General features: G+C 28.6%; 22 protein-coding genes. 3 read left to right on the forward strand and 19 right to left on the reverse strand.

Annotated elements, in window-relative coordinates:
• Positions 1-21: 21 nt before the first annotated feature.
• Positions 22-936 carry a tRNA 5-methoxyuridine(34)/uridine 5-oxyacetic acid(34) synthase CmoB gene (cmoB, locus tag ATR_RS04800; RefSeq protein ID WP_115428342.1) on the forward strand — a complete coding sequence of 305 codons (915 nt, stop codon included), beginning with the start codon at positions 22-24 and terminating at the stop codon, positions 934-936.
• Between the two features lie 10 nt (positions 937-946).
• Here the strand turns inward: cmoB and ATR_RS04805 are convergent, their stop codons facing one another.
• The 3 genes from ATR_RS04805 to ATR_RS04815 are packed head-to-tail and all read right to left on the reverse strand — an operon-like array spanning position 947 to position 3424.
• Complete coding sequence (locus tag ATR_RS04805; RefSeq protein WP_115428343.1) at positions 947-1921, reverse strand: GGDEF domain-containing protein; 975 nt, start codon at positions 1919-1921, stop codon at positions 947-949.
• A gap of 7 nt (positions 1922-1928) precedes the next feature.
• The gene (locus ATR_RS04810; protein WP_115428344.1) at positions 1929-2831 is read right to left on the reverse strand and encodes a GGDEF domain-containing protein; all 903 of its coding nucleotides are present in this window, start codon (positions 2829-2831) and stop codon (positions 1929-1931) included.
• Complete coding sequence (locus ATR_RS04815; protein ID WP_115428345.1) at positions 2828-3424, reverse strand: MBL fold metallo-hydrolase; 597 nt, start codon at positions 3422-3424, stop codon at positions 2828-2830. Before ATR_RS04815 ends, ATR_RS04810 begins: the two co-directional genes overlap by 4 nt.
• 56 nt (positions 3425-3480) lie before the next feature.
• On the opposite strand from ATR_RS04815, the gene ATR_RS04820 reads away from it, so the two are divergent.
• Positions 3481-4299: a ferritin-like domain-containing protein gene (locus tag ATR_RS04820; RefSeq protein WP_115428346.1), complete on the forward strand. Its 819-nt coding sequence runs from the start codon at positions 3481-3483 to the stop codon at positions 4297-4299.
• A gap of 73 nt (positions 4300-4372) precedes the next feature.
• The gene (locus ATR_RS04825; protein WP_115428347.1) at positions 4373-4561 is read left to right on the forward strand and encodes a hypothetical protein; all 189 of its coding nucleotides are present in this window, start codon (positions 4373-4375) and stop codon (positions 4559-4561) included.
• Positions 4562-4662: 101 nt separating this feature from the next.
• Here ATR_RS04825 and ATR_RS04830 read toward each other — a convergent pair whose 3' ends face one another.
• From ATR_RS04830 to hpf, 16 genes are all read right to left on the reverse strand, one after another.
• The gene (locus ATR_RS04830) at positions 4663-5259 is read right to left on the reverse strand and encodes a hypothetical protein (RefSeq protein WP_115428348.1); all 597 of its coding nucleotides are present in this window, start codon (positions 5257-5259) and stop codon (positions 4663-4665) included.
• Positions 5260-5286: 27 nt separating this feature from the next.
• Complete coding sequence (dnaJ, locus tag ATR_RS04835) at positions 5287-6399, reverse strand: molecular chaperone DnaJ (protein ID WP_115428349.1); 1113 nt, start codon at positions 6397-6399, stop codon at positions 5287-5289.
• Between the two features lie 75 nt (positions 6400-6474).
• Positions 6475-7527, reverse strand: a complete 1053-nt coding sequence (locus ATR_RS04840; protein WP_115428350.1) for a tyrosine-type recombinase/integrase — start codon at positions 7525-7527, stop codon at positions 6475-6477.
• Between the two features lie 154 nt (positions 7528-7681).
• Positions 7682-8755, reverse strand: coding sequence for a protein-glutamate methylesterase/protein-glutamine glutaminase (locus tag ATR_RS04845; protein WP_115428351.1), 1074 nt, complete (start codon positions 8753-8755; stop codon positions 7682-7684).
• 19 nt (positions 8756-8774) lie between these two features.
• Positions 8775-9446, reverse strand: a complete 672-nt coding sequence (locus ATR_RS04850; protein WP_115428352.1) for a chemotaxis protein CheD — start codon at positions 9444-9446, stop codon at positions 8775-8777.
• Positions 9440-10285 carry a CheR family methyltransferase gene (locus ATR_RS04855; protein ID WP_115428353.1) on the reverse strand — a complete coding sequence of 282 codons (846 nt, stop codon included), beginning with the start codon at positions 10283-10285 and terminating at the stop codon, positions 9440-9442. Before ATR_RS04855 ends, ATR_RS04850 begins: the two co-directional genes overlap by 7 nt.
• A 9-nt stretch (positions 10286-10294) precedes the next feature.
• Positions 10295-12358 (reverse strand): chemotaxis protein CheA, encoded by a 2064-nt coding sequence (locus tag ATR_RS04860; protein WP_115428354.1) that lies wholly within the window; start codon positions 12356-12358, stop codon positions 10295-10297.
• A 24-nt stretch (positions 12359-12382) separates the two neighbouring features.
• Entirely contained in the window at positions 12383-12751 is a 369-nt protein-coding gene (locus ATR_RS04865) for a response regulator (RefSeq protein ID WP_115428355.1), read from the reverse strand.
• A gap of 62 nt (positions 12752-12813) precedes the next feature.
• On the reverse strand, positions 12814-14958 hold the full coding sequence (locus ATR_RS04870) for a polyribonucleotide nucleotidyltransferase (RefSeq protein ID WP_115428356.1): 2145 nt from the start codon (positions 14956-14958) through the stop codon (positions 12814-12816).
• Complete coding sequence (locus ATR_RS04875) at positions 14955-15623, reverse strand: phosphoribosyltransferase family protein (protein ID WP_228254255.1); 669 nt, start codon at positions 15621-15623, stop codon at positions 14955-14957. The genes ATR_RS04870 and ATR_RS04875 overlap by 4 nt, the downstream gene beginning before the upstream one ends.
• Positions 15616-17766 carry an LPS-assembly protein LptD gene (locus ATR_RS04880; RefSeq protein ID WP_115428357.1) on the reverse strand — a complete coding sequence of 717 codons (2151 nt, stop codon included), beginning with the start codon at positions 17764-17766 and terminating at the stop codon, positions 15616-15618. Before ATR_RS04880 ends, ATR_RS04875 begins: the two co-directional genes overlap by 8 nt.
• Positions 17759-18202 (reverse strand): RDD family protein, encoded by a 444-nt coding sequence (locus tag ATR_RS04885; RefSeq protein ID WP_115428358.1) that lies wholly within the window; start codon positions 18200-18202, stop codon positions 17759-17761. The genes ATR_RS04880 and ATR_RS04885 overlap by 8 nt, the downstream gene beginning before the upstream one ends.
• A 1-nt stretch (position 18203) precedes the next feature.
• Positions 18204-19475, reverse strand: coding sequence for a phosphoribosylamine--glycine ligase (purD, locus tag ATR_RS04890; protein WP_115428359.1), 1272 nt, complete (start codon positions 19473-19475; stop codon positions 18204-18206).
• Positions 19476-19709: 234 nt separating this feature from the next.
• Positions 19710-20339, reverse strand: coding sequence for a uroporphyrinogen-III synthase (locus ATR_RS04895; protein WP_115428360.1), 630 nt, complete (start codon positions 20337-20339; stop codon positions 19710-19712).
• A 23-nt stretch (positions 20340-20362) separates the two neighbouring features.
• On the reverse strand, positions 20363-21826 hold the full coding sequence (der, locus tag ATR_RS04900; RefSeq protein ID WP_115428361.1) for a ribosome biogenesis GTPase Der: 1464 nt from the start codon (positions 21824-21826) through the stop codon (positions 20363-20365).
• Positions 21827-21906: 80 nt separating this feature from the next.
• A complete protein-coding gene (hpf, locus tag ATR_RS04905; RefSeq protein ID WP_115428362.1) occupies positions 21907-22437 on the reverse strand; it encodes a ribosome hibernation-promoting factor, HPF/YfiA family in 531 nt (176 codons plus the stop codon).
• Positions 22438-22500 lie beyond the last annotated feature (63 nt).

Genomic DNA, 22500 nt, shown 5'->3' on the forward strand with positions numbered 1-22500 from the left:
TAAATATCTATAATTCCACTCATGAATATTGAAAAATTAAAAAAGAAAAAAGAAGAGTGTAGAACTTGGAAAAATGTAGAGCCTTGGTATAAGGAGTTACAAAATACACAAAAAATTGAAAAAACTAATCTAAAAGTTGATTATGGCGACTGGTTTGGTATTGGAAATAGGGCTGATATAAATGATACTGAGTATGAGACTATTTTAAAAACTGCAAAGTCTTTAATTCCATGGAGAAAAGGACCATTTAAAATATTTGACCTTGAAATAGATAGTGAATGGCAAAGTAATCTTAAATATAATCTTCTAAGACCACATTTCAATCTAAAAGATAAAATTGTTGCAGATATTGGTTGTAATAATGGATACTATATGTTTAGAATGTTAGAAGATAATCCAAAAAGAGTAGTTGGTTTTGACCCTTCTCCACTAACTCTTCATCAATTTGAGTTTATAAATCACTTTGTAAAGTCAGAGATTATTTATGAGATGTTAGGAGTTGAGCATCTTGAATTTTATAATCATAAATTTGATTTTATTTTTATGCTAGGAGTTTTATACCATAGAGCTGACCCTGTTGGGACTTTAAAGGCATTAAATAGAGGATTAAATAGTAAAGGTGAGATTATAATTGATACTTTTATGATAGATGGAGAAGATGAGATTTGCTTAACTCCAAACCAAAGATATTCAAAAATTCCAAATATATACTTTATTCCTACGATTCCTGCACTTAAGAATTGGCTTATCCGTGCTGGATTTGAGAATATAGAGGTACTTGCTACTGTTATAACTACAAAAGAGGAACAAAGAGCTACTTCATGGAGTTTTGATGAGAGTTTGGAAGAGTTTTTAGATCCAAATGATATTAACAAAACAGTTGAAGGTTACCCAGCTCCAAAAAGAGTCTATATAAAAGCTAAAAAGGTTTTATAAACTAATAGATTTAAAAGAGTTTGAAATTATCAGATTTATCTATATTTGAGAATTTCATAAACTCTCCTCTACCTTTGTTTTTTGCTTCAACAAGTGCTATATCAGAGTTTTTTATAGCATCATCAAGAGAGATATTTGAGTTTGGTATAAATTTTTCAAAGCCAATACTAACTGTTTTTTGTAGAGTTTGTCTAGTCTCTTCATTTACAATTACTCTAGTTTTAGCAAAATCACTGATAATCCTTTTTGCAACTTCACAAGCTTGGTTTTCATCATCATTACTTAAAATAGATACCAAAAAAGTATCAGTTTCAAGTCTTCCTACTATATCAAACTCATTTATATTTGAGTGAATAACTCTTGCTAATTCAATTAAAACTTTATCAGCAATCTCATAATTAAACTCATCAACAACAGCTTTAAATCTATCTATTCCTATCATAAGTAGGAAAATCTCACTCTGTTTGTTATTTGATAGCTTAAGATATGAAGATAAGTTTTCAATAAAATAGTGGCTTGAAAATACATTTGTAACTGAATCAAGAGAGGCTGAATCTATAAAGTTTTTCTTTAAAATTGCATTTTGAACAATTGTTGAAATTATAAAAAATGTAGCCTCTATAGAGTTGTATTTATCTTCCAAAAATAAAGAATGTTCTTGCGATGAAGCACAAAAAGAGATTGTTGCATTTAGATTTGTATGTGTATTTATAATAAAAAATTGAGATAAATCATCATCTAAATAAAATGTATCTCCCTTTGATAAAATATTACTTTTATTGTTTTTATTTATATCAAATAGAGAAAAGACCATATTTTTTATATGAAACTCTTCTTCTAGCCATAAAAAAATATCATTTGCTATTTGGTTTAAGTTTGATGAGTATTGAAGTTGCTCATATAGTTTAAATATACTCTCTAGTGTTTTGAGTGCTTCACTATCAAATGCTGATTGTTTTATTAATTCTATAATACTATTTCTCATAAATTACCTAAAAAAGCTCAATCTTAGACGTCTCATCTTCACTAAACACAAATGCCATACTTCTTCCTCTATTTTTAGCTTCTCTAATTGCAATATCAGATTTTTTGATAATAGTATCTAAATTGGTTCCATCTTTTGGATAAAATGTTATTCCAACACAAATTGTTTTCATTAAAATCTGGTTTGTATCATGATTTACAACTATTTTCTCTTTTTTAAAGTTATCTATTAATTTGTTTGCTACAAGAATGGCATTCTCCTCTTCTTGTATATTTTGAAGTAAAACCAAAAAAGCATCATTTGAAACTCTTATTACTAAATCAGAATCTCTAACTCCATTTTGTAAAACAGTTGCTAATCTTTTTATTACTCTATCACCAATTTCATAGTTAAACTCATCTAATACTGCCTTAAAGTGATCTACTCCAACTTTTAAAAATGCTATTTTTTTACCCTCTCTTGAGGCTAGACTAAAAATTGACCTTATATAGTGGTTTAAATATGTTCTATTGTAGCACCCTGTTAATAAATCAATAATCAAAATATCTGATATAGTATTTTCTAGGTGTTTTGTATAGATATTCATAGATAAAATATCTAATGCGATATTTATATTTGTAGTATCTTTTTTAAAACTATCAAGCTTTTTTTGATTTTCAAAAATAAGACCAAAAGTAAGCTCAAGGCTATTTGTAAGTTTTGTTTTATATGTATAAAAAAACTGAGAATTCGCTTCATTAGAATTATCAAAAACACTACTAGAAATTCCATTTTTCCTAAGAAACACTTTTAGAAAAGCTACATTAAAATTTAGTTCTAAAAATTCAAAAATATCATCAAAAATTTCTGTTTTTTCACTTGTAGATAGTTTGAGAGATAACTCTGTGATGGTTTCATAAAAGTTACTCATCTAATATGTTTTTCCCATAGAGTAATATTATCAATTTCATTTAGAAGAGTTGTTTTATCACCATGTCCTGGATAGATATTGTAATTGTCTTTCCATTCTAAAATTTTATTTAAACTCTTTTTCATCTCTACAGAACTTGAGTTTGGGAAATCAAATCTACCAATAGTACCTTTAAAAATAAAGTCTCCACTGAAAAGAGTTTTCTCTATCTCAATCATACTACATCCTGGAGTATGACCAGGGAAATGATGAAATTTTATTTTTATCCCTTCAATTTCAAGCTCTTCATCAGGATTTACTAAGATATCTGCTTTTGAATGAGGCATTCCTAGATTATATGGGTTTAAAGTTAGCATAAACTCATCATCTTTTGGTGTATAAAGCTTAATATTAAAAAGCTCTTTAATCTCTTGATTTGACCAGATATGGTCAAAATGACCATGAGTGTTTAAAATTGCAACAGGATTTGTAACATTTTGCTTAATCCAAGGAGTTGCATTTACTCCTGGATCAATTATAAAATCTTTATTATCTATAGTAACAATATAACAATTTGTAGCATAATCACCCATAGGGTGAACTTTAATCTCCATTTTAAACCTTAATTTGTTAAAATTCTTTGATTATATCTAAAAAAAGGTTAATTTATATGGATTATTACATAATTTTAGAAGATATTTTGCTTACAAAACTACCAAAAGAGAAATTTCTTAAGTTTAATAATTTTTATAAACTTTTTTTGGAAGATAAGCTAGAATTTAACCATGATTATAGAGCTTTGGAGTTAAAAAATCCATCTTATTGCGATTTTTTAACTATTATAAAGCCAACAGAACTTCCACCAATAAAGAACTTCAAAACAGATGATGGAAAAAAATATTTAATACATACAATTCTACACATTGAATATAGCGCTGTTGATTTAGCTTTAGATGCTGCTTTAAGATACCAAAATATGCCTTTTTCATTTTATAAAGATTGGCTAGAGGTTGCTAGTGATGAGATTAGACATTTTTTAATGCTAGAAGAGTTATTAAAAGAGTTAGGTGGATTTTATGGGGAGTTTGAAGTACATAAGAATCTTTTTGAAGCTATGCAACAAACTCCTGATTTATTAAGTAGAATGGCATGTGTTCCTAGATATTTAGAGGCAAATGGATTAGACCAAAATCCAAAGATTATGGAGAAACTAAACTCAAATAGAGATGCATTTAATGTAAAACTAATTGAAGCTTTAAAAATTATACTAAAAGAAGAGGTTGATCATGTGAAAAAAGGAGATTCTTGGTTTAAATATGAGTGCGAAAGAGTAGGGTGTGATCCTGAAACTACTTATTTTGAGGCTATAGAAAAAGTTTTTCCAGGTAGTACAAAAAGGAAAATGGATTTAAACTTTGAAGCTAGAAAAGAAGCAGGGTTCTCTTGTGATGAGTTGAAAATTTTATCAAAAAAAGATGACTGTGTTTGACTTGATATAAATTAACTGAATTTATTTTTAATTTTGTTATATTTTTAATACCTACGGTTTTAAAGGATTTTTTATGATAGATTTTATTGTATATCTTGTTTTTATTTTAGCATTAATTGCATTTTCTCTATCTCCTGCTATTTATTTAACAAATAAATTATCAAATAAAGTTGCTTTTATAGAAGCTAATTCTACGAAAATATCGATACTTTTAGCAATTTTATTTTCAAGTATGGCAACCTTTTTTATTTTTTTATTTTAACAAAGATAGACAAATTTGGTTCTAACTATTTTTTATATAACAAGATAATGGATAAGTATCAAGATTTAGATAAGAAAAATCTTGATACTATAAATGCTGTTTTAAACTAAAGATGTAGTGAATTTAAGTTCTAATTGTGTATCTATATATGTCACTTTAATGTTGCTAGATATTTTTTCAGAACTTAAAACTCCTTGAAGAGTATTTAATACATGCCAAAATTTATTATTATACGGAATATCTATCTCTTTAATTCTTTTCTCTTTTATAACTTCTGCAATAGTTGCTATTACAAAATAGTAGAAAATCTTATTTTTTGCTCTATTTACTCTATAATTTCTCATTAAATCAAGATTTGAAAGATATGTATTTTTTTCTATATCATTTAAGTGAGGTCTTAATTTTATATTTTCTTTCTCTTCTTCTAAATGTTTATTGTAAATTTTTAATTTATCTTCTATAGCTTTATCAATGTTTGGAAAATATTTTTCAACAATTTTATATAGCTTATCAATATTTGTATCTTCTATTTTTATATTATCTGAAAATCTACTATTGTTTGCTGTGTAGTCATGATTTAAAGCATTTAAAATTCCATATGCATAAGGGAAATAGATAAATTTATCATCTTTCCCTTGCTTAAAAGTAATTCCATGTTGACTTATTATAGGTCTAAACCCAATATATTCAAACTTCATATTAACTCCTTGAGTATATTTAAATTTTTAAGAGAACCATTTTTTAACTTTATCAAACATTCCTTCAAATTTTACTTCAGAAGGAGTGCTCTCTACCCCAAAGCTCTCTTGAAGCTTTTCTAAAAGCTCTTTTTGTTCTTCTGTTAAAGTTTTTGGATATTCTATCTTGATTTGAACAATCAAGTCCCCTTTACCATATCCTTGAACACTTTTTACACCCTCATTTCTAAATGTAAATTGTTGTTTATCTTTTGCATTTTTTGGTATTTCTAGTTCTAATTCACCTTTTAGGCTAGGAACTTTTATTTTTGCTCCCAATGCTACTTGAGTAAAGAAAATAGGGGCTTCAAAATATATATCATCATCATGTCTTATAAAATGACTATCCTCTTTTACTTTCGTTTGAAGATATAAATCTCCTCTTTGCCCATTTGGTGCTATATTCCCTCTATTTGAAACTCTTATTCTCATTCCATCATTTACACCTTCTGGAATATCAACAGTAAAGTTTCCTTTTATCTCTTCATAACCTTCTCCAGAGCAAGATTTACAAGGATTTGCTTTTGATTGACCACTCCCACTACAAGTTGGACAAGTTTGAGCATATGTCATAAAACCTTGTCTTGTGTGAACTTGTCCAACACCTGCACAAGTTTTACAATTTTCAAATTTACTATCTTTTGCACCAGTTCCGTTACAAGGCTTACAAGCTGTTTTATATTTGTAATTTATCTCTTTTTTACAACCAAATACTGCTTCATTAAATTCTAACTTTACTTCAATAGCAGTATCTAGACTATAGTTATAAGATTTTCTCTCTTTTTTGCTATGATTTCTTGAGAAACCGAACATCTCTTCAAAAATAGAACCTAAATCATCAAAACCACCAAAACCAGAGCTTCGTCCACCATTTCCTTCTAAACCAGCTTTCCCATATCTATCATATAAAGCTCTTTTTTCATCATTACTTAAAACCTCATAAGCTTCACTTATAGTTTTAAACTTCTCTTCAGCCTCTTTATCATTTGGATTTTTGTCAGGATGATACTTCATAGCTAATTTTCTATATGCTTTTTTTATAGTTGCTTTATCTGATGTTTTTTCAACCTCTAAAAGTTCATAATAATCAATTTCAATCAAATTTAATCTCCAAAAATATGTTAATTTTATAATAAAGTTATTATTTTATCTAATTATTGATAAAAAAAGATTGAGTTAAAAAATATCTGTAGTTTTTCTCAATCTCTCTTTATCAAAGTGAGTATAAATTCTGCTTGTATTTATATCTGCATGTCCCAAAGCCTCTTGAACTAAAATTAAATCATGATGCTTTGAGTAAAGTAGGGTTGCAAATGAGTGTCTTAGCATATGTGCTCCATTTTTTTCTTTTCTAATACCAACACTCATTAAAATATTTTCAACAATACGGCTAACATATGCTTGTGTTAATCTATCTCCCTTTTGATTACAAACTAAAATATCACTGTTACAAACCCTTTGATCTAGCCAATTTTGTAGCTCATTATCAATAATATGTTTTTTTATCATTACAACTCTTGGTTTATTTCCTTTTCCCCTTATTTGAAGCATATATATATCTTTTTCAGGAAAAATATCTTTTAGTTTTAGATTTAACATTTCGCCAACTCTTATTCCTGTATAAATGATAATTTTTATTATAAGTCTATTTCTATAAGCTGTATTCTCAGAAAATTCAAAATTATCAATAGCACTTAGAAATCTATTAATCTCATCTTTATTCATAAAAGAGGGTAGTTTTGTACCACTTTTTCCACTTAATCCACCCCAGTTCTTTAATTCAATTTTAAATAAGTATGAGCTTCCATCTATATTTTCATTTTGTTTATCTATATATGAGAATAGGGATAGTAGGGCTATACGATGATTTTTTTTAGTTGCATCTGATAGAGAACTAGTTTGGCTAGCTAAAAAATCACTCAATAACTCTTCATCAATCTCTTTTAAAGAAGCAAGCCCTAAGTTGGTTGTATAGTTGTATAGCTTTAAAAGGGGATTAAAATATGTATTTATTCCGCTTAAGCCTATATTCCTAGCATCCTTTACTAAAACTTCAAGCTCTTTTATATTTTTTGTACCTTTTACTAGGCTTTGAATAATAAAGGCTAGTTTATCTTTATTAGATACTTGTCTATTTGATAAACTTGTTAGTTTATACCTTATAAATCTCTCTATCCAAAAAAGCATACTATCTTTAAAACTATCTTTAAAGTCTAAATCATATCTCATAAAAACCTCTAAATATTGCTATTAATTTATAAAAGAGTATATCAAAAGATATATTAATTTTAATTTGAAAATTATAGTTTTCAATACTAAACTAATATATTTTTTCTATTTATAAAAAAATGTAGCTAATTGTTTATCAAATAGCTATTTTTAACTATCTAACTTTTCCTCTTGAAAAAGCTATTATATAATCAGAAATTTCATCTAGATGAACTATCTCTTTTACTGCACCTGCTTGTATCGCTTTCATAGGCATTCCAAAAACTACACAACTAGCTTCATTTTGAGCTATTGTGTATGCTCCATTATCAAATAGTTCTTTCATAGCAATAGTTCCATCATCTCCCATTCCTGTCATCATAACAGCCATAGCAGAACCCCCTACACTATTATTTACAGATCTAAAAAGTACATCAACACTTGGTTTATGTTGGCTTACTTTTTTTGCATCTAGGAGTTTTGTTTTTAATACATTTCCTACTTTTTCTATAGTTAAATGCATATTTCCAGGTGCTAAATAGGCATGACCAAACTCTAAGATTTGACCATCAACTGCTTCACAAACATTTACTTCTGAGTAATCATTTAATCTTTGAGCAAAAGAGCTTGAAAACCCATATGGAATATGTTGTGTCATAACAATTGGTGGTAAATTATTTGGTAATTTGCTAAATACTTTAAGTAAACTCTCAACTCCACCTGTTGATGAGCCAATAGCTATTAGTTTTTGTCCTCCAAAACTAGCTGGTTTAAGTGGAATTACTTCATCTGGATGAACTTTATAATCAGGAGAAACTGTAGGTCTATAATCTTTTTTTTGTGAAGCAGGCTTTTTTAGTGTATATCTTTTTAGTAAAAAAGTAAGACTTAAAAGAGTATCTTTTATCCTCGCTTCAAAAGATTGCATAGTTTCACCATTATCAGGCTTTGGAATAAATCCAACAGCACCATCATCAAAAATATCACTTCCTCTTACGCTCTCTCCAGATATTACAACAGCTGGCATAGGATGAAGTCTCATTAAATTTCGTAAAAAAGTAACTCCATCCATTTTTGGCATATTTATATCAATTGTTACAAGATCAGGTTCATACTCTTTGATTTTTTCTCTAGCTTCATAGGCATCATTTGCAACTGCAACAACTTCAAACTCATCTATAGAGCCTATCATATCTTTTAATATTCTTCTCATAGAAGCAGAATCATCAATAACCAATACCGTATACATAATTTATCCTAAATAATTTTTAAAAAAGTTCTATTTCCATTGTCTCTTCGATTTTCTTATTAGTACCAAATAGTTCAACTGCTCCTGCATACTCTTTAATAACTGGAGATTTAGAGATTTCAATTTGTAATGATTTCTCATTTGATAGAATTTTACTATCAGTTTCACTTTTTTGAGTTACTTTAATAAATGTCTCAAAGTTATCAGCAAGAAGAATTAATCTTCCATGCTCTCCCCTTACATGCTCTGATATTATTCTAAACCCCTCTTTTTGACAAAATTCTTTGGCAAATTCAACATTTCTAGCACCAATAGAGTTTTTTAAATTTAAATTCATAATATCAGCACCACCAGATATTTTTGCTACTATATCAGACTTTGAACAACCTTGTTTATACATCTCATTTAACATAGCCTCAACTGAATATAGCCCATATTTCATATCATTAGAATTATCACTAGTCTCAGGCAATAAAAAGTGATTCATAGCTTTTATTTTTCTTTTTCTATCATAAAACATCAAAGCTACACAAGAGCCAAGTAGTGTTTTTAAAGCAACATCCTCTCCATCTAGTGCAACAGCAAATTCACCACCAATAACAGTATGTGTTGGAAAACCTTTTGTTTTTTGAGTTATTTTTGCTAAAGATAGTTTCTCAATCTTACCATCTTTTCTACCAATAGTTAACATAACTCGTTCTCTTTTACAAAAATATTTTGCCCTACTCTTTTTACATAATGTATTAAATCTTGAGGATTTTCAGAGTGTCCTAAATATAGAGTTCCTCCAATTTTTAAATATCTAAATAGTTTTTTCAATATATCATTTTGATCTTCTACTGAAAAATATATCAAAACATTTCTACAAAAAATTACATCAAATTGATTGTTTGAAAATGGATAACTATCATTATTTAGGTTCATTATATGAAAAGTTATCATTCTTTTTAAATCATCATTTACCTTTATTAAAACCTCTTCTCCAGATAAGCTTTTTTGTATTCTTCTTTTGAAGTAGTTTTGAGGTCTAATCCAATCTGGAAACTCTTTTGATGATTTAGAATATCGATAAATCCCGTCAGCTCCATACTGTAAAACATTAGTATCAATATCTGTAGCTATAATATTTGCTTTAATATTTGATGAAAGCATTTTATTTGCTTCAGATATAGTCATGGCTATTGAATAAGGCTCTTCTCCTGTTGAAGATGCAGAACACCAAATAGATATATTCTCTTGTTTTTTAGCAAAAAAAGGAAGAACTCTATCTCTTAAATCTTCAAAATGAAACTCTTCTCTAAAAAAATGAGTTTTATTTGTAGTGAATGTATTTATAAATTCTGTGACATTAGAGCCTTTTTCAATAGAGTCTAAAAGTTCCATAATATCACCATAATTATTACAATTTCTTTTTAGTTTATCTATACGATTTGAAATCATAATATCTTTATTCTCTGTAAGAGTAATACCTGTAAGAGAATAAAGAAGTTTTTTTATTTTATCATGAACATCTTGTGTTGTGTATGCCATATCTATTTCTTAAGAGGCTCTTTTTACTGCATTCATATCTTTTTCTATTTTGATTTGAGCATCAATTATTCCTAAAACATCAAGAATTAGTCCAATACTTCCATCTCCTCTTACTGTTGCTGCTCCAATACCTTGAACACTTCTAAAGTTTTTATCAAGAGGTTTAACAACTACTTGATGTTGGTTTAGGAATTCATCAATAGATAGAGCAACTTTAGTATTTCCAGATTTTACAACTATTAACATACCATCTTCAAGATTCTCAAAACTCTTTTTAAGTCCAAATAATTGATGAAGTTTAACTACAGGAATAAACTCTTCTCTTAGCATTAATAGATCCTGAGTTCCATCTCCAATTTTTTTAATCATCTCGGCAGTTGGTTGTAGTGATTCAACTATAGAACTAAGTGGTAAAATATATTTTTGGTCTCCAACTCTAATATCTAAACCATCAAGAATTGCAAGAGTTAAAGGTAACATAATTGTAATAACTGTTCCTTTCCCTAGTTCTGTATCTAGTTTAATTATTCCACCTAGTTTGTGAATATTTGTTTTAACAACATCCATTCCAACACCTCGTCCAGAGATATCAGTGATTTGATCAGCAGTTGAAAGTCCTGCCCCAAAAATTAGAAGAGCTTTATCGTTGTGTGACATACTAGCAAATTGATTTTCATCAATTTGACCTTTTTCTAAAGCTTTTTGTGCGACTCTTTCACTATCAACACCTTTTCCATCATCCTCTATAGTAATTATCATTTGACCATTTGCTTGTTCTGCTGAAATACTAATAGTTCCTGTATCACTTTTCCCAGAGTTAACTCTATCTTCTGGCATCTCAATTCCATGGTCTAAAGAGTTTCTAATAATATGCATTAAAGGATCTGTTAAACCTTCAATCATCGCTTTATCAATTTCAACATTATCTCCATAGTGCTTGAATTCAACTTTTTTACCAAGCTTTTTAGAAATATCACGTACTACTTTTGGAAATTTTGAGTAAATTGAATCCATAGGAACCATTCTAATACTCATAATACTATCTTGCATATCTCTTATATGTCTTTCAAGAAGTTCTAATCTTTCTAATACAGAACCTCTTATTTTTGTCTCCTCAATTGTTGATGAGAATTGAGTAAGCATAGCATTTGTAATAACTAAATCTCCAACATTATTCATAAGTAAATCAATTTTATCTAGGTTTACTCTAATACTATTATTATTATTTGAAATAGATTTTTTCTCACCATCTTCACTATTTTCTCTAGCTCTTCTAGCTACAGGAGTTGTTGTTTGTTCATTAGTTCGTTGAGATGGATTATCAGCTTGATTAGATACCTCTTTTTCAATATCGTTTGTCATCATAACTGAATTTGGTGAAATTTTTTCCATACCATCAAAAAAACCAAAATTCTCTTTATTTTCATCTATTTTAAACTTATTGTCATCCATATTATTTGATCTGTTTTCAAGCTCATCATCATAAAATCCAATATTCTTATCGTCTATATCGTCATCTACAAAAATACCAAAAGGCATATCTTTTCTATCTCTTTGCTCATTTAAATCATCATTGAAAAAACCAAATTGTTCTTTTTCATCTGTTGTTTGAGATACTGCTTTTGGAGCTTGAACAACTGGATTTGGTTTTGTCTCTACCTTAGTAGTACTTCCACCATTTGAATATGCTCTAATTTCATCTAACAAAGAGGAAGTAAGCTCCGTGAATTTTTCTCTAGTTATCTGATTTGATACCTCTAGTTCCAAAATCTCTTTCATAACATCAAGTCCATCAATTAGAGTTTCAGCCATCTCTGGTTGATACTCTATTTTGTGACTTCTTAGCTTATCCATTAGATTTTCAACATCATGTGTAAATTCAGCAAAGAAAGCTAACTCAACAGAAGCTCCACTACCTTTTAATGTATGAACATCACGAAACAATTGTCCCATTTCATCATCAGTTAAACTACCATTGTTCTCAGCTGCCAATAGAACATTATCAGCAGACTCAAAAAGCTCTATAGCTTCTTCTAGAAACATCTCTCTATATTTTGAAATATCAAATGACATAATTTTAAGTCTCCCTATTTTGATTTATCTACTTAGCACAATATTAACAGCTTTTAAAAGCTGGTCAGGAACAAAAGGCTTAACTATCCAACCAGTGGCTCCTGCAAATTTACCTTTAGCCTTCATTTCATCACTTCTTTCAGTTGTTAAAACTAAAATTGGTGTTTTAGAATATTGAGGAACTTTTCTTAGCTCACCAATTAGAGTTAAGCCATCCATATTTGGCATATTAACATCTGTAATAATTAAATCAAAACTTGTATTTTTTGCCTTAGCTAGACCATCTACACCATCAACTGCTTCAGTAACATCTGTGTACCCACCTTCATTCAAAGCATAGTTTAACATATCTCTGAGCATTGTAGAATCATCTACTATTAAAAGTTTAGCCATATAAGCCCCTTGATTTTATTCATTTTAAAAATTTTACTATCCTAACACAGAATTAATTAATATTAATTTAAACCTAGCTCTATTTTATCCCTTTGGATCTTCAGAACTTTTACCTCTATCTCTTGTCCTATAGACAAAATATCGCTTACTTTTTCTACTCTCTGTTTTGAAATTTTAGATATATGTAAAAGCCCTTCTCCTCCTTTTGAAAGAAGTATAAATGCACCAAAATCAACTATTCTTTCAACTTTCCCAGAAACAATCTCATCTGTACTATATAGCTTTTCAAAATCAATTTTTGCCGGTGATTTGTATGAGTTTGAGTTATTTACTAGATCTTTTATAAAATTACTAGCTTCTATTATTTTAGAACTATCTTCTCCACTTACTTTTACAACTCCATTGTCTCTATCTAAATCTATATTTACACCATATTTTTCAATAATTTCTTTAATAGTAGCTCCACCTTTTCCAATAATAACCATCATCTTTGAACTATCTATAGAAAACTCTTCAATTTTTGGTAAGGCTGGACTTGAAACTATATTCTTACTGGCTTCTTCCATAATACTTAAAATATGAACTCTCCCCTCTTTTGCTTGTAAAAGAGCCTCTTTTAAGACATCTAATTCAATCCCTCCAAGTTTTATATCCATTTGTAAAGCTGTAATCCCCTCTTTTGTTCCAGCAACTTTAAAATCCATATCTCCATCATGATCTTCAAGCCCCATAATATCAGTAAGGATTGAATATTTATTACCTTCAACAACCATTCCCATAGCAACACCAGCTACCAAGTTTGATATTGGAATATTTGCAGCTTTAAGAGCTAATGAACCACCACAAACAGTTGCCATAGAAGAAGAACCATTTGATTCTAAAATTTCAGATACTATTCTAAAAGTATCTTTAAATTTTTTATCTATTGTAGATTCAAGTGCTTTTCTAGCTAAATTTCCATGCCCTAGCTCTCTTCTTCCTACTCCAAAAATGGGTTTTGCCTCTCCCACACTAAATCCTGGAAAATTGTAGTGAACCATAAAGTTTTCCATAGATGTTGATTTATCTGTTAAAACTTCATACATTTGTCCATCTTTTGCACCAGCTAGAGTTCCAACAACTAAAGCTTGAGTTTCACCCCTTGTAAATAGACAAGATGAGTGAGCCGATGGTAAAATATTTGTTTCTATAGATATTGCTCTTACATCTTTAAGACCTCTTCCATCTGCTCTTACTTTTTCATCTACAATCATTGTACGAACAAGTTCTTTTTTTACTATATTAACAGCTTCAAAAATTGTATTAAAATCTATATTATTTTTTGTGCAATACTCATTTTTTGTTATGCTTTTTGCTAATTCTTTTAACTCAACTGCTCTTTCACTTTTTGCCAGTTTTTTAATAGCATCTTTTATATCATTTGAAAAATTATCTCTTATATAATTAATAACTTCCTTATCTATTGAAAACTCAATTAATTCTACTTTTGCTTCTATCTTACAAGCTTTTTCAAAATTCTCTTCATAAGATAAATTTGCCTTTTTTAAAGCTTCTTGTGCAAAAGCTATCGCTTCTATTAAAGTTTCTTCTTCCATCTCATTTGTATGGTGAAGAGAATCATTTAAAGATGAAATTGTTTTCATCTCAATCATAAGTAGTTCATCTTTTGAACCAGCTACATATAAATCCAAAGTAGAATTTTCTAAATCATCCTTTGCTGGATTTATAACAAGATTATTGGCAATTTTTCCAACTCTTACACCACAAACAGATTTTTTAATAGGTAAATTTGATGTATAAAGAGCTGCATTTGCTGCATTTAAAGCTAATGTTTGTAAATCTATATTTTTATCAGCACTTAAAACCATTACAGTAATTGTTGTTGGATAAACAAAGCCCTTTGGGAAAAGTGGTCTTAAACTTCTGTCTATTACTCTTGAAGTTAATGTTTCAAAATCACTAGGCTTTCCTTCTCTTTTTATAAATCCTCCAGGAAGCTTTGCACTAGCATAAGTTTTTTCAATATATTGAACAGTAAGTGGAGTAAAATCTTCACTTACTGGATTGTCAAATTCACAAGCTACAGCTGCCATTACAACTGCATTTCCCATTTGTGCTAACACAGAACCATTTGCTTGTTTAGCAACTTTATTAAATTCAAAAATCTCTTTTTGTTGATTTAGCTCTAATTCACATTTTATTATCATTCTTTTTCTTTTCCTTCGTTTTTAATTCTTTCTATATCTTCATAAGTTAACTCTTCTAAACTATCATAGTAGTAATAAGCTTCAATAAAATGTTCTAAGTGTTTTATATAATATAAATCATCTGTAATACTATCTATGGCCTTTATGCTTGCAGTTGATAATATAGGAGTTGCAACACTAATTGATTTTACTTTTTGATTTATAATAGTTTTTATACAAGCCATCATAACCAAGCCAACATTTATATCTTCATCCACTATTAATACATTTTTACCAGCTAAATTTTGAAAATTATCACCATTTCTAAATCTATTAGCAATAGGTTTTATTTTATCTTTATAAATATCTTTTGATTTTATATAAATTGAATCAAGATTTATATCAAATGATTTAACCAACTCTTCATGTATTAACACCTCTTCAAGTTCTGTAACAACTGCTATTTCACAATCATCATTTTGTGGAGCAAATATTTTTTCATTAAATAAAATATCAAAGCTTGCATTTAGTTCATTCGCTACAATTTTTGCTATCTCATATCCACCATATGAAGCAGCGATTACAGTCCACTCTTCTAACCTCATACTATCTATAGGTAATACTTCTATAAGTTTATAGGCCGCTTCCTCTCTATTTTTAAAAAATATACTATCTTGTTTAATCATTTTCTTTTACTTTATATTTTTGTCTTAAACCACCTATTGGTTTTAGCATTAAAACTGCATAAAGAATAGTTTGATCTTCACTACCATATCTATTAGTACCCTCTATATATCTACTTCTAGGAGTAATCTCTCTCTCAACTCTTAAGTCTAAATTCCAACAACTATCATCAATATTTAAACCAATTCCTTGTCTATTTCTAATCTTCTCTTGTAAATCATAGTTTTCATAATATTTTATAGAGTAATCTTTTGCTAACCTATAAGAAGTTGATACTCTATATGATTCTAAATCATCTCTTGTATTAAATTCATTGTCTGTTTTTTTAGTGTAGTAATAACCAGCACTTAGTGTAAAATCTTCATAGCTAAGTGAACCATCAAAACTTCCCTCAACTATTTTATTATCATCCATATTGTAAACAACTTTTCCAGATATAGAACCATATTCATGATTAAGTTTTACATAGTTACTAAAATCTTGTAGTTTTGGATTATCTAAAGTATCATACATTATAGATTGCGACATTTTATGGTTTATAAATTGTTTTAAACTCTCCTTATCATATAAAGATTGATTTAAATTTAAATTTATTACCTTATTATCTTGAAGAGTTGGAAAAACATTTAATTCACTATATTTTCTTGGATTATCATTTTTTACAGTTATATTATATAGGTCTCCATGCTCTTTTAGATTTTTAGGAATCTCATAACTAGCATTTAAGTTTATAGTATGTATATAGTCCTCATAAGGTCTTAATAGGTCACTTCCTACTATAAAAGAGGTTCTATTTTGTATTAAAGTTCCATCATCATAATTTAGATTTTTATATATTGAGTTACTATAGTCGTATTGTGTTAAAACTGTTCTATTTTCAACTCCTAAATACATATAGTCATCTAAAATATTTTTTGTATAACTAATAGGAATATTAATATCATATATTTTTGCATTTAAGCCTTCTCTTCTAGTGAAATTTTGAGCTTTTGCATCTATTGAGTAGATAAGATTCTCTAAAAATAGCTCTTTATTATAAGAGTGAAGCTGAATTTGTGGTAACTCTTGTAGAGTATTTTTATTTGTATTTTTTGATGTGTCTATATAGTATTTACCATAAGCACCACCATAATAGTTTGGAGTATTATAAAAATAGTTAAGTTTTGATTCTACTTTTTTGTCTGTACTAAAATCATCTTCTCCCTGTTCTAAAGTGACATATTCAATATCATTTAGGTATTTAATAGAAGAGAAAATTCCATCTTGATGCTCTTTTTGTGTTGCAAATATATTTTTTCTCTCATAGTCAATATTGAAACCATAATGTTCACTATTTTCAAGTTTTTCATCTTTCATATAACTATCAAACTCTTTAAAATACCCAGTTTTTATCTTTAAAATACTATCAGGACTATCTGCATATCTAAAATTAACATAACTTCCATACCCTCTATTTGTTCTAATTTGTGGTATTAGTTCAATATCATAATTATCTGCAGGGGCTATAAATATTGGTTGAGAGTATAAAAAACCTTCACTTTTCCCATAACCAATAGTTGGGAGTAAAAGTCCAGTTCTTCTTGTTGTATCTGTTGGAAAACCAAAATAAGGAAGATAAAAAACTGGAACATCTTTTATATAAAGCCTAGGATTATAAGTATTAATCCACATGGCTTCTGTATCATAATCACTACTTGAAGACCTAATGCTCCAAATTGGGTCAATACAGTCACAAGATGATAAAATAGAGTTTTCAAGAGTTATTATCTCTTTATCTTTATTTGCCTCTTTTGAATTTGACCAAATATTAGAGCTATTATCCATCAAAAAGGCTGGGTCTTGATTTATAATATCATTTTTCATATCCACATAGGCATAATTACTTTGTGTTTGAATATTATTATCTTTTATTATTAATACATTATCAAAAAGCTCTAAAATCTCTTTGTCTTTGTTATAAATTAATTTATTAGCGCTTAAATAGTATGTAGGAGAGTATGCGACAACATCACCTGTTGCAGTTATGATATTATCTTGTGCATCAACATTTTTTGCAACTAATTGCAGTTTTTCCATACTTAATTCTTGAGCATTTATCTGAAATAAACATGATGCTAAAGTTAAAGAGATTATTACCTTATGCATTTACTACCAACGTTTTACCAGCAAAATCATGAAAAGTTTTTCTACCTTCATTAAAAAATCCTATTATAAATCCTATATAAAAAAACATTTCAGATACAACTCTACCTATACTTCTTAAAAAAGATGAAAAAAAGTTTACTCTTTCCCAAGAATTAGCATCTATTACTCTGATTTTCAATATTTTTTTACCTAAAGTTTGTCCATAATACCAAATAAAAAATGTATGATATATAATCTTTAATAGTATTAAGGGTACTACAAAAGTAGTTTGCATTAGATTTATTAAAGCCTCTTGATTATCGCTTACCAAAGATATACTATCCCAATAAATAAGACAAATTAGTAAAGTTACAATCAAATCATCAATAACAAAAGCAATCCCCCTATTTCTAAGAGATGCTAACTGTAAATCTGAGGTACTATTTTGCTCTTGCATTTTAGTTCTTTAAAGCTTGGTATGCAATATCGCTTCTAAACTTTTTACCATCAAAAGTTATCTCTGAACTTAATAAATATGCTCTATCTCTTGCCTCTTTTACTGTATCTCCAATACCAACGCAAACAGCAACTCTTCCTCCAGTTGCTAAAAGAACACCATCTTTTTCTTCAACTCCTGCAAAAGAGATATGGCTATTTTCCAAAAGTTCACTGTCTACAATATTTGATAGTTCAATAATTGAGTGTGCTGAAGCGCTATATGGGTAGTTTTCACTAGCCATTACAACACCAACAGCAAATTTATTTTTAATTTTAATATCAAGTTTATCTAGTTGTTTTGTAGCTCCAAAATAGAAAAGTTCTGATACTTTTGATTCAATTAGAGGCATTAGAATTTCACACTCTGGATCCCCAAATCTAACATTATACTCCAAAACTATTGGTTCATTTTTTACAACCATAACTCCAATAAATAAAACTCCTTCAAAAGGAGCATTTTCTTCTTGCATCCCTTTTAGCGTTGGTTTTATAACTCTCTCTTCAATTTTTTTATATAATTCATCATTTATAAGAGGAGTTGGTGCATAAGCTCCCATTCCACCAGTGTTTGGTCCAGTATCACCATCTCCTACTCTTTTATGGTCTTGTGCAGCTGGAAGAATTTTGTAGTTAGTTCCATCACAAATAGCAAAAACAGATAATTCATAACCATCTAAGAACTCTTCTACAATTACTACCTCTCCAGCTTCTCCAAATGATTCACCATTTAACATATCATTGACTGTACTTTTTGCTTCATCTTTACTTTGAGCAATAATTACACCTTTTCCTCCACAAAGTCCATCCGCTTTTACAACTATTGGAAGATTTTGCATACTATCTATAAATTTATAGGCTTCTTCTTTGCTTGAAGTCTCTATAAATGCTGCTGTTGGTATATTATACTTTTTTAATATATTTTTCATATAAGCTTTTGAACCTTCAAGTTGAGCTGCAGCTTTTGAAGGTCCAAAAATAGTTAGGCCTTCTTCTTTAAATATATCAACAACACCATCTACAAGTGGAGCTTCAGGTCCAACAATTGTTAAATCTATACTATTCTCTTTCGCAAAAATTGCCAACTCTTTATAATCAGTAATATTAATATTTTTTCCTAAATTAGAAGTTGCACCATTTCCAGGCATAAAGTATAAGTTATGATTTTTTTCATTTTGTAGTGCAAGTGCTATAGAGTACTCTCTACCACCACTTCCTAGTATTAATATATTCATTATTTTCCCTTTAAATTATAAAATCCAAGTAGCCGATAACCATAAAGTGGCCCTAAAAGCCAAGATTATATACAAGAGAAATACTTTAGGAGCAAAAACCAAAGGAGATGCTGCACACAGTATAAACTACAAATTTGTATAAAATAAAATATTATCGGACCCGCAAGTAATGGAAATCCCGTACTACTTAGAATTGATGATTTTATCTAAAAAACTTTAAAAATGTGATTAAACTTAATTTTTTATGGCTAGTTTAATGCACTCTTCTACACTGGTAATTGAACTTATTTCACACTTAATATTTTCTGGAAGATACAAAGCTGTTGTTCTTCCTATAGATATTGCTTTGAAGCTATCATCCCAACTATATTTTTGAAAAAAGCACTCAACACTTGAAGGTGAAGTAAAAATAATAGTTGAGTTTTTTTCTAAAATTTCTATACTTTTTTTATTGCAAGATGTTTTGTAAGCAACTATTTCATCTATATCTACACCATTTTCAATTAAAATGTTTGTAAGATTTGATACAGTCTTTAATGCTCTTATATATAAAACTTTTTTATCCTTTAAGTGTGGAATTAACTCATTTGCAAAATCATTTCCATGACCACTAGAACCTATAAAAGCTATATTTGCTTTAAATTTTTTTGCTATATCTGCTGTTTTTGGAGCTATTAAATAAGATGGTATGTTTTTCCAATTTATGTTATTTTCTTCAAGAGAAAAGATGGCGTTTTTAGATGTAAAAACTAAGGCATTATATTTGTTTAAATCCAAATTAAATTTTAAATACTCAATTTCAAAAACTTCAAGATTTTCAATACCTTCAAATTTTTGGTCATTTAATAGATAAATCTTACTCATTTTAACTCTTTTTATTTATTTTGTTATCTTTCTAAATACTCTTCATCGCCCATTTTGTCATTTTTCCCTCTAGCAATAACATGAATTGGAGTCCCTTCAAAATTAAACTTTTCTCTTAAAAAGTTAATTAAATATCTTTTATAAGAGTAGTGTAGAAGTTGTGGTTTATTCATAACTAAAGCAATTCTAGGAGGTCTTGAACTAAATTGTGTAGAGTAATAAATTCTTAAATATGCTCCATTTGGACTAGGAAGAGAGTGTCTAATTACAGCTTCTTCTATTACTTTATTTAGTTGAGATGTTGGAATTCTTTGAATATAGTTTTCAAAAATCTCTATTATTTTATCTTTTAATCTATCTATACTTCTTCCAGTTTTCGCAGAAACAGCAATAATAGGGGCATAAGATAAAAATCTAAATCTTCTTCTTACTTCTTCTTCCATTTTCTGAAATGTATCCATATTCTCATCCCATTTATTTAAAACTATAATTGTTCCAAGTCCATATTCATCAACCAAACCAGCAATTTTTTCATCTAAATCAGTAAGTTCTCTTGATGCATCAAGAATAACTAAAGCAACATTTGCTTTCTCTAACATCTCTTTTGTTCGCATTAAAGCGAATTTTTCTATTCCTTCAATACTTCCTCTTCTTCTAAGTCCTGCTGTGTCAACAAAAGTTATCTCTTTGTCTTTATAAGAGAAAGTCTCATCAACAGGATCTATAGTTGTTCCTGCAATACTTGAAACAACTGATCTTTCTATTCCCACAAGAGAGTTTAAAATAGATGATTTTCCAACATTAACTCTACCAATAATAGCAACATTTATTGAAGTATCATCAATAATAATATCTTCTTCTATATTTTCCAATCCTTCAGCAGAAAAATCTTCATCATTATCAAACTCATCGTCAAAAAACTCATCTTCTAGCTCTTTTTTTCTTCTCTCTTCTTCCATTCTTGCAACTGTTTCAGGGTTCTCTGGAAGATGTTTATAAATCCACTCATAAAGTGTTTTTGTACCACGATTATGTGAAACTGATATTCCAAAAAGATTTTCATCACTTATTCCAAACTCAAAAAATTCCCAAAGTCTTTCTAACTCTTTGTCATTATCAATTTTATTTACAACTAAAGCTAACTCTTTTCCAACTCTTTGAAGCTCATAAAATAGTTCTTTATCTTTATCATCTGGGATATTTTTTCCATCTACAATAAAAAGTATTATATCAGCCTCTTTTGCAGTTTTAATAGCTTTCTTTTTCACATTTGAAAAAATCTCATCATTTGTATCATCGATACCACCTGTATCAAGAATTATTGCACTTCTATCAACTATCTCTATTTCATGTCTTCTTACATCTCTTGTTGTTCCAGATACATCTGATACTATAGCTATTCTTTTATTTGCTAATCTGTTAAAAAGTGATGATTTTCCAACATTTGGTTGCCCTATTAGTGCAATTTTTTTTAAATCTTTTTTCATAAATATTATCTAATCCTATTTGTATAAATTAAAAAAGGTACTAGCAAAAGCTAATACCTTTTTGCGTACATCTCTTTATCTTAATAAAGTCCAAATTTTCCAGCAACATTTGCCTTATAAAGAACTCTCATATTGTCATCTTTATCATAGAAAACTTTAAACTGAGCAGTTGATTTTTTTAACTCCTCCAAAGCTTCTTCAATATCTATTGGTTTGTAAGAAACTAATCTTTGAGGAATAATCTCTTCCTCAAATTTTTCAAGCTCTTTTGCAATTTTGTCCTCAACCTCTATAGCTTCACTAAATTTTGTAGCTTTATGAGCAGTTATTTTGTCATTATGTCTTCGTAAAACTTTTGATACTCTATCAGTTGCAATATCAATTGCTGCATACAAATCTTTATCTTTTTGTTTTACAACAACAGTATCTATATTTGCAATATTTAAAGAGAATTCAAAAGTAAAACTTTTAGCTTTATCATCCCCAACAATCGTAGAAGTAACCGAAATAATATCTAAATTATATTTTTTAAATGTCTCGATTGAGCCATTTACATACTCTTTTATTGAATCTGTTAGTTTTATATCTCTTCCAACTATACTTGTATTCATAATTACTCCTTATTTATAAATTCTAAATTCTAGCATAAGTTTTCTTTTATTGCAGTATCTTTG

The organism is Aliarcobacter trophiarum LMG 25534 (assembly GCF_003355515.1).
GTDB lineage: Bacteria > Campylobacterota > Campylobacteria > Campylobacterales > Arcobacteraceae > Aliarcobacter > Aliarcobacter trophiarum.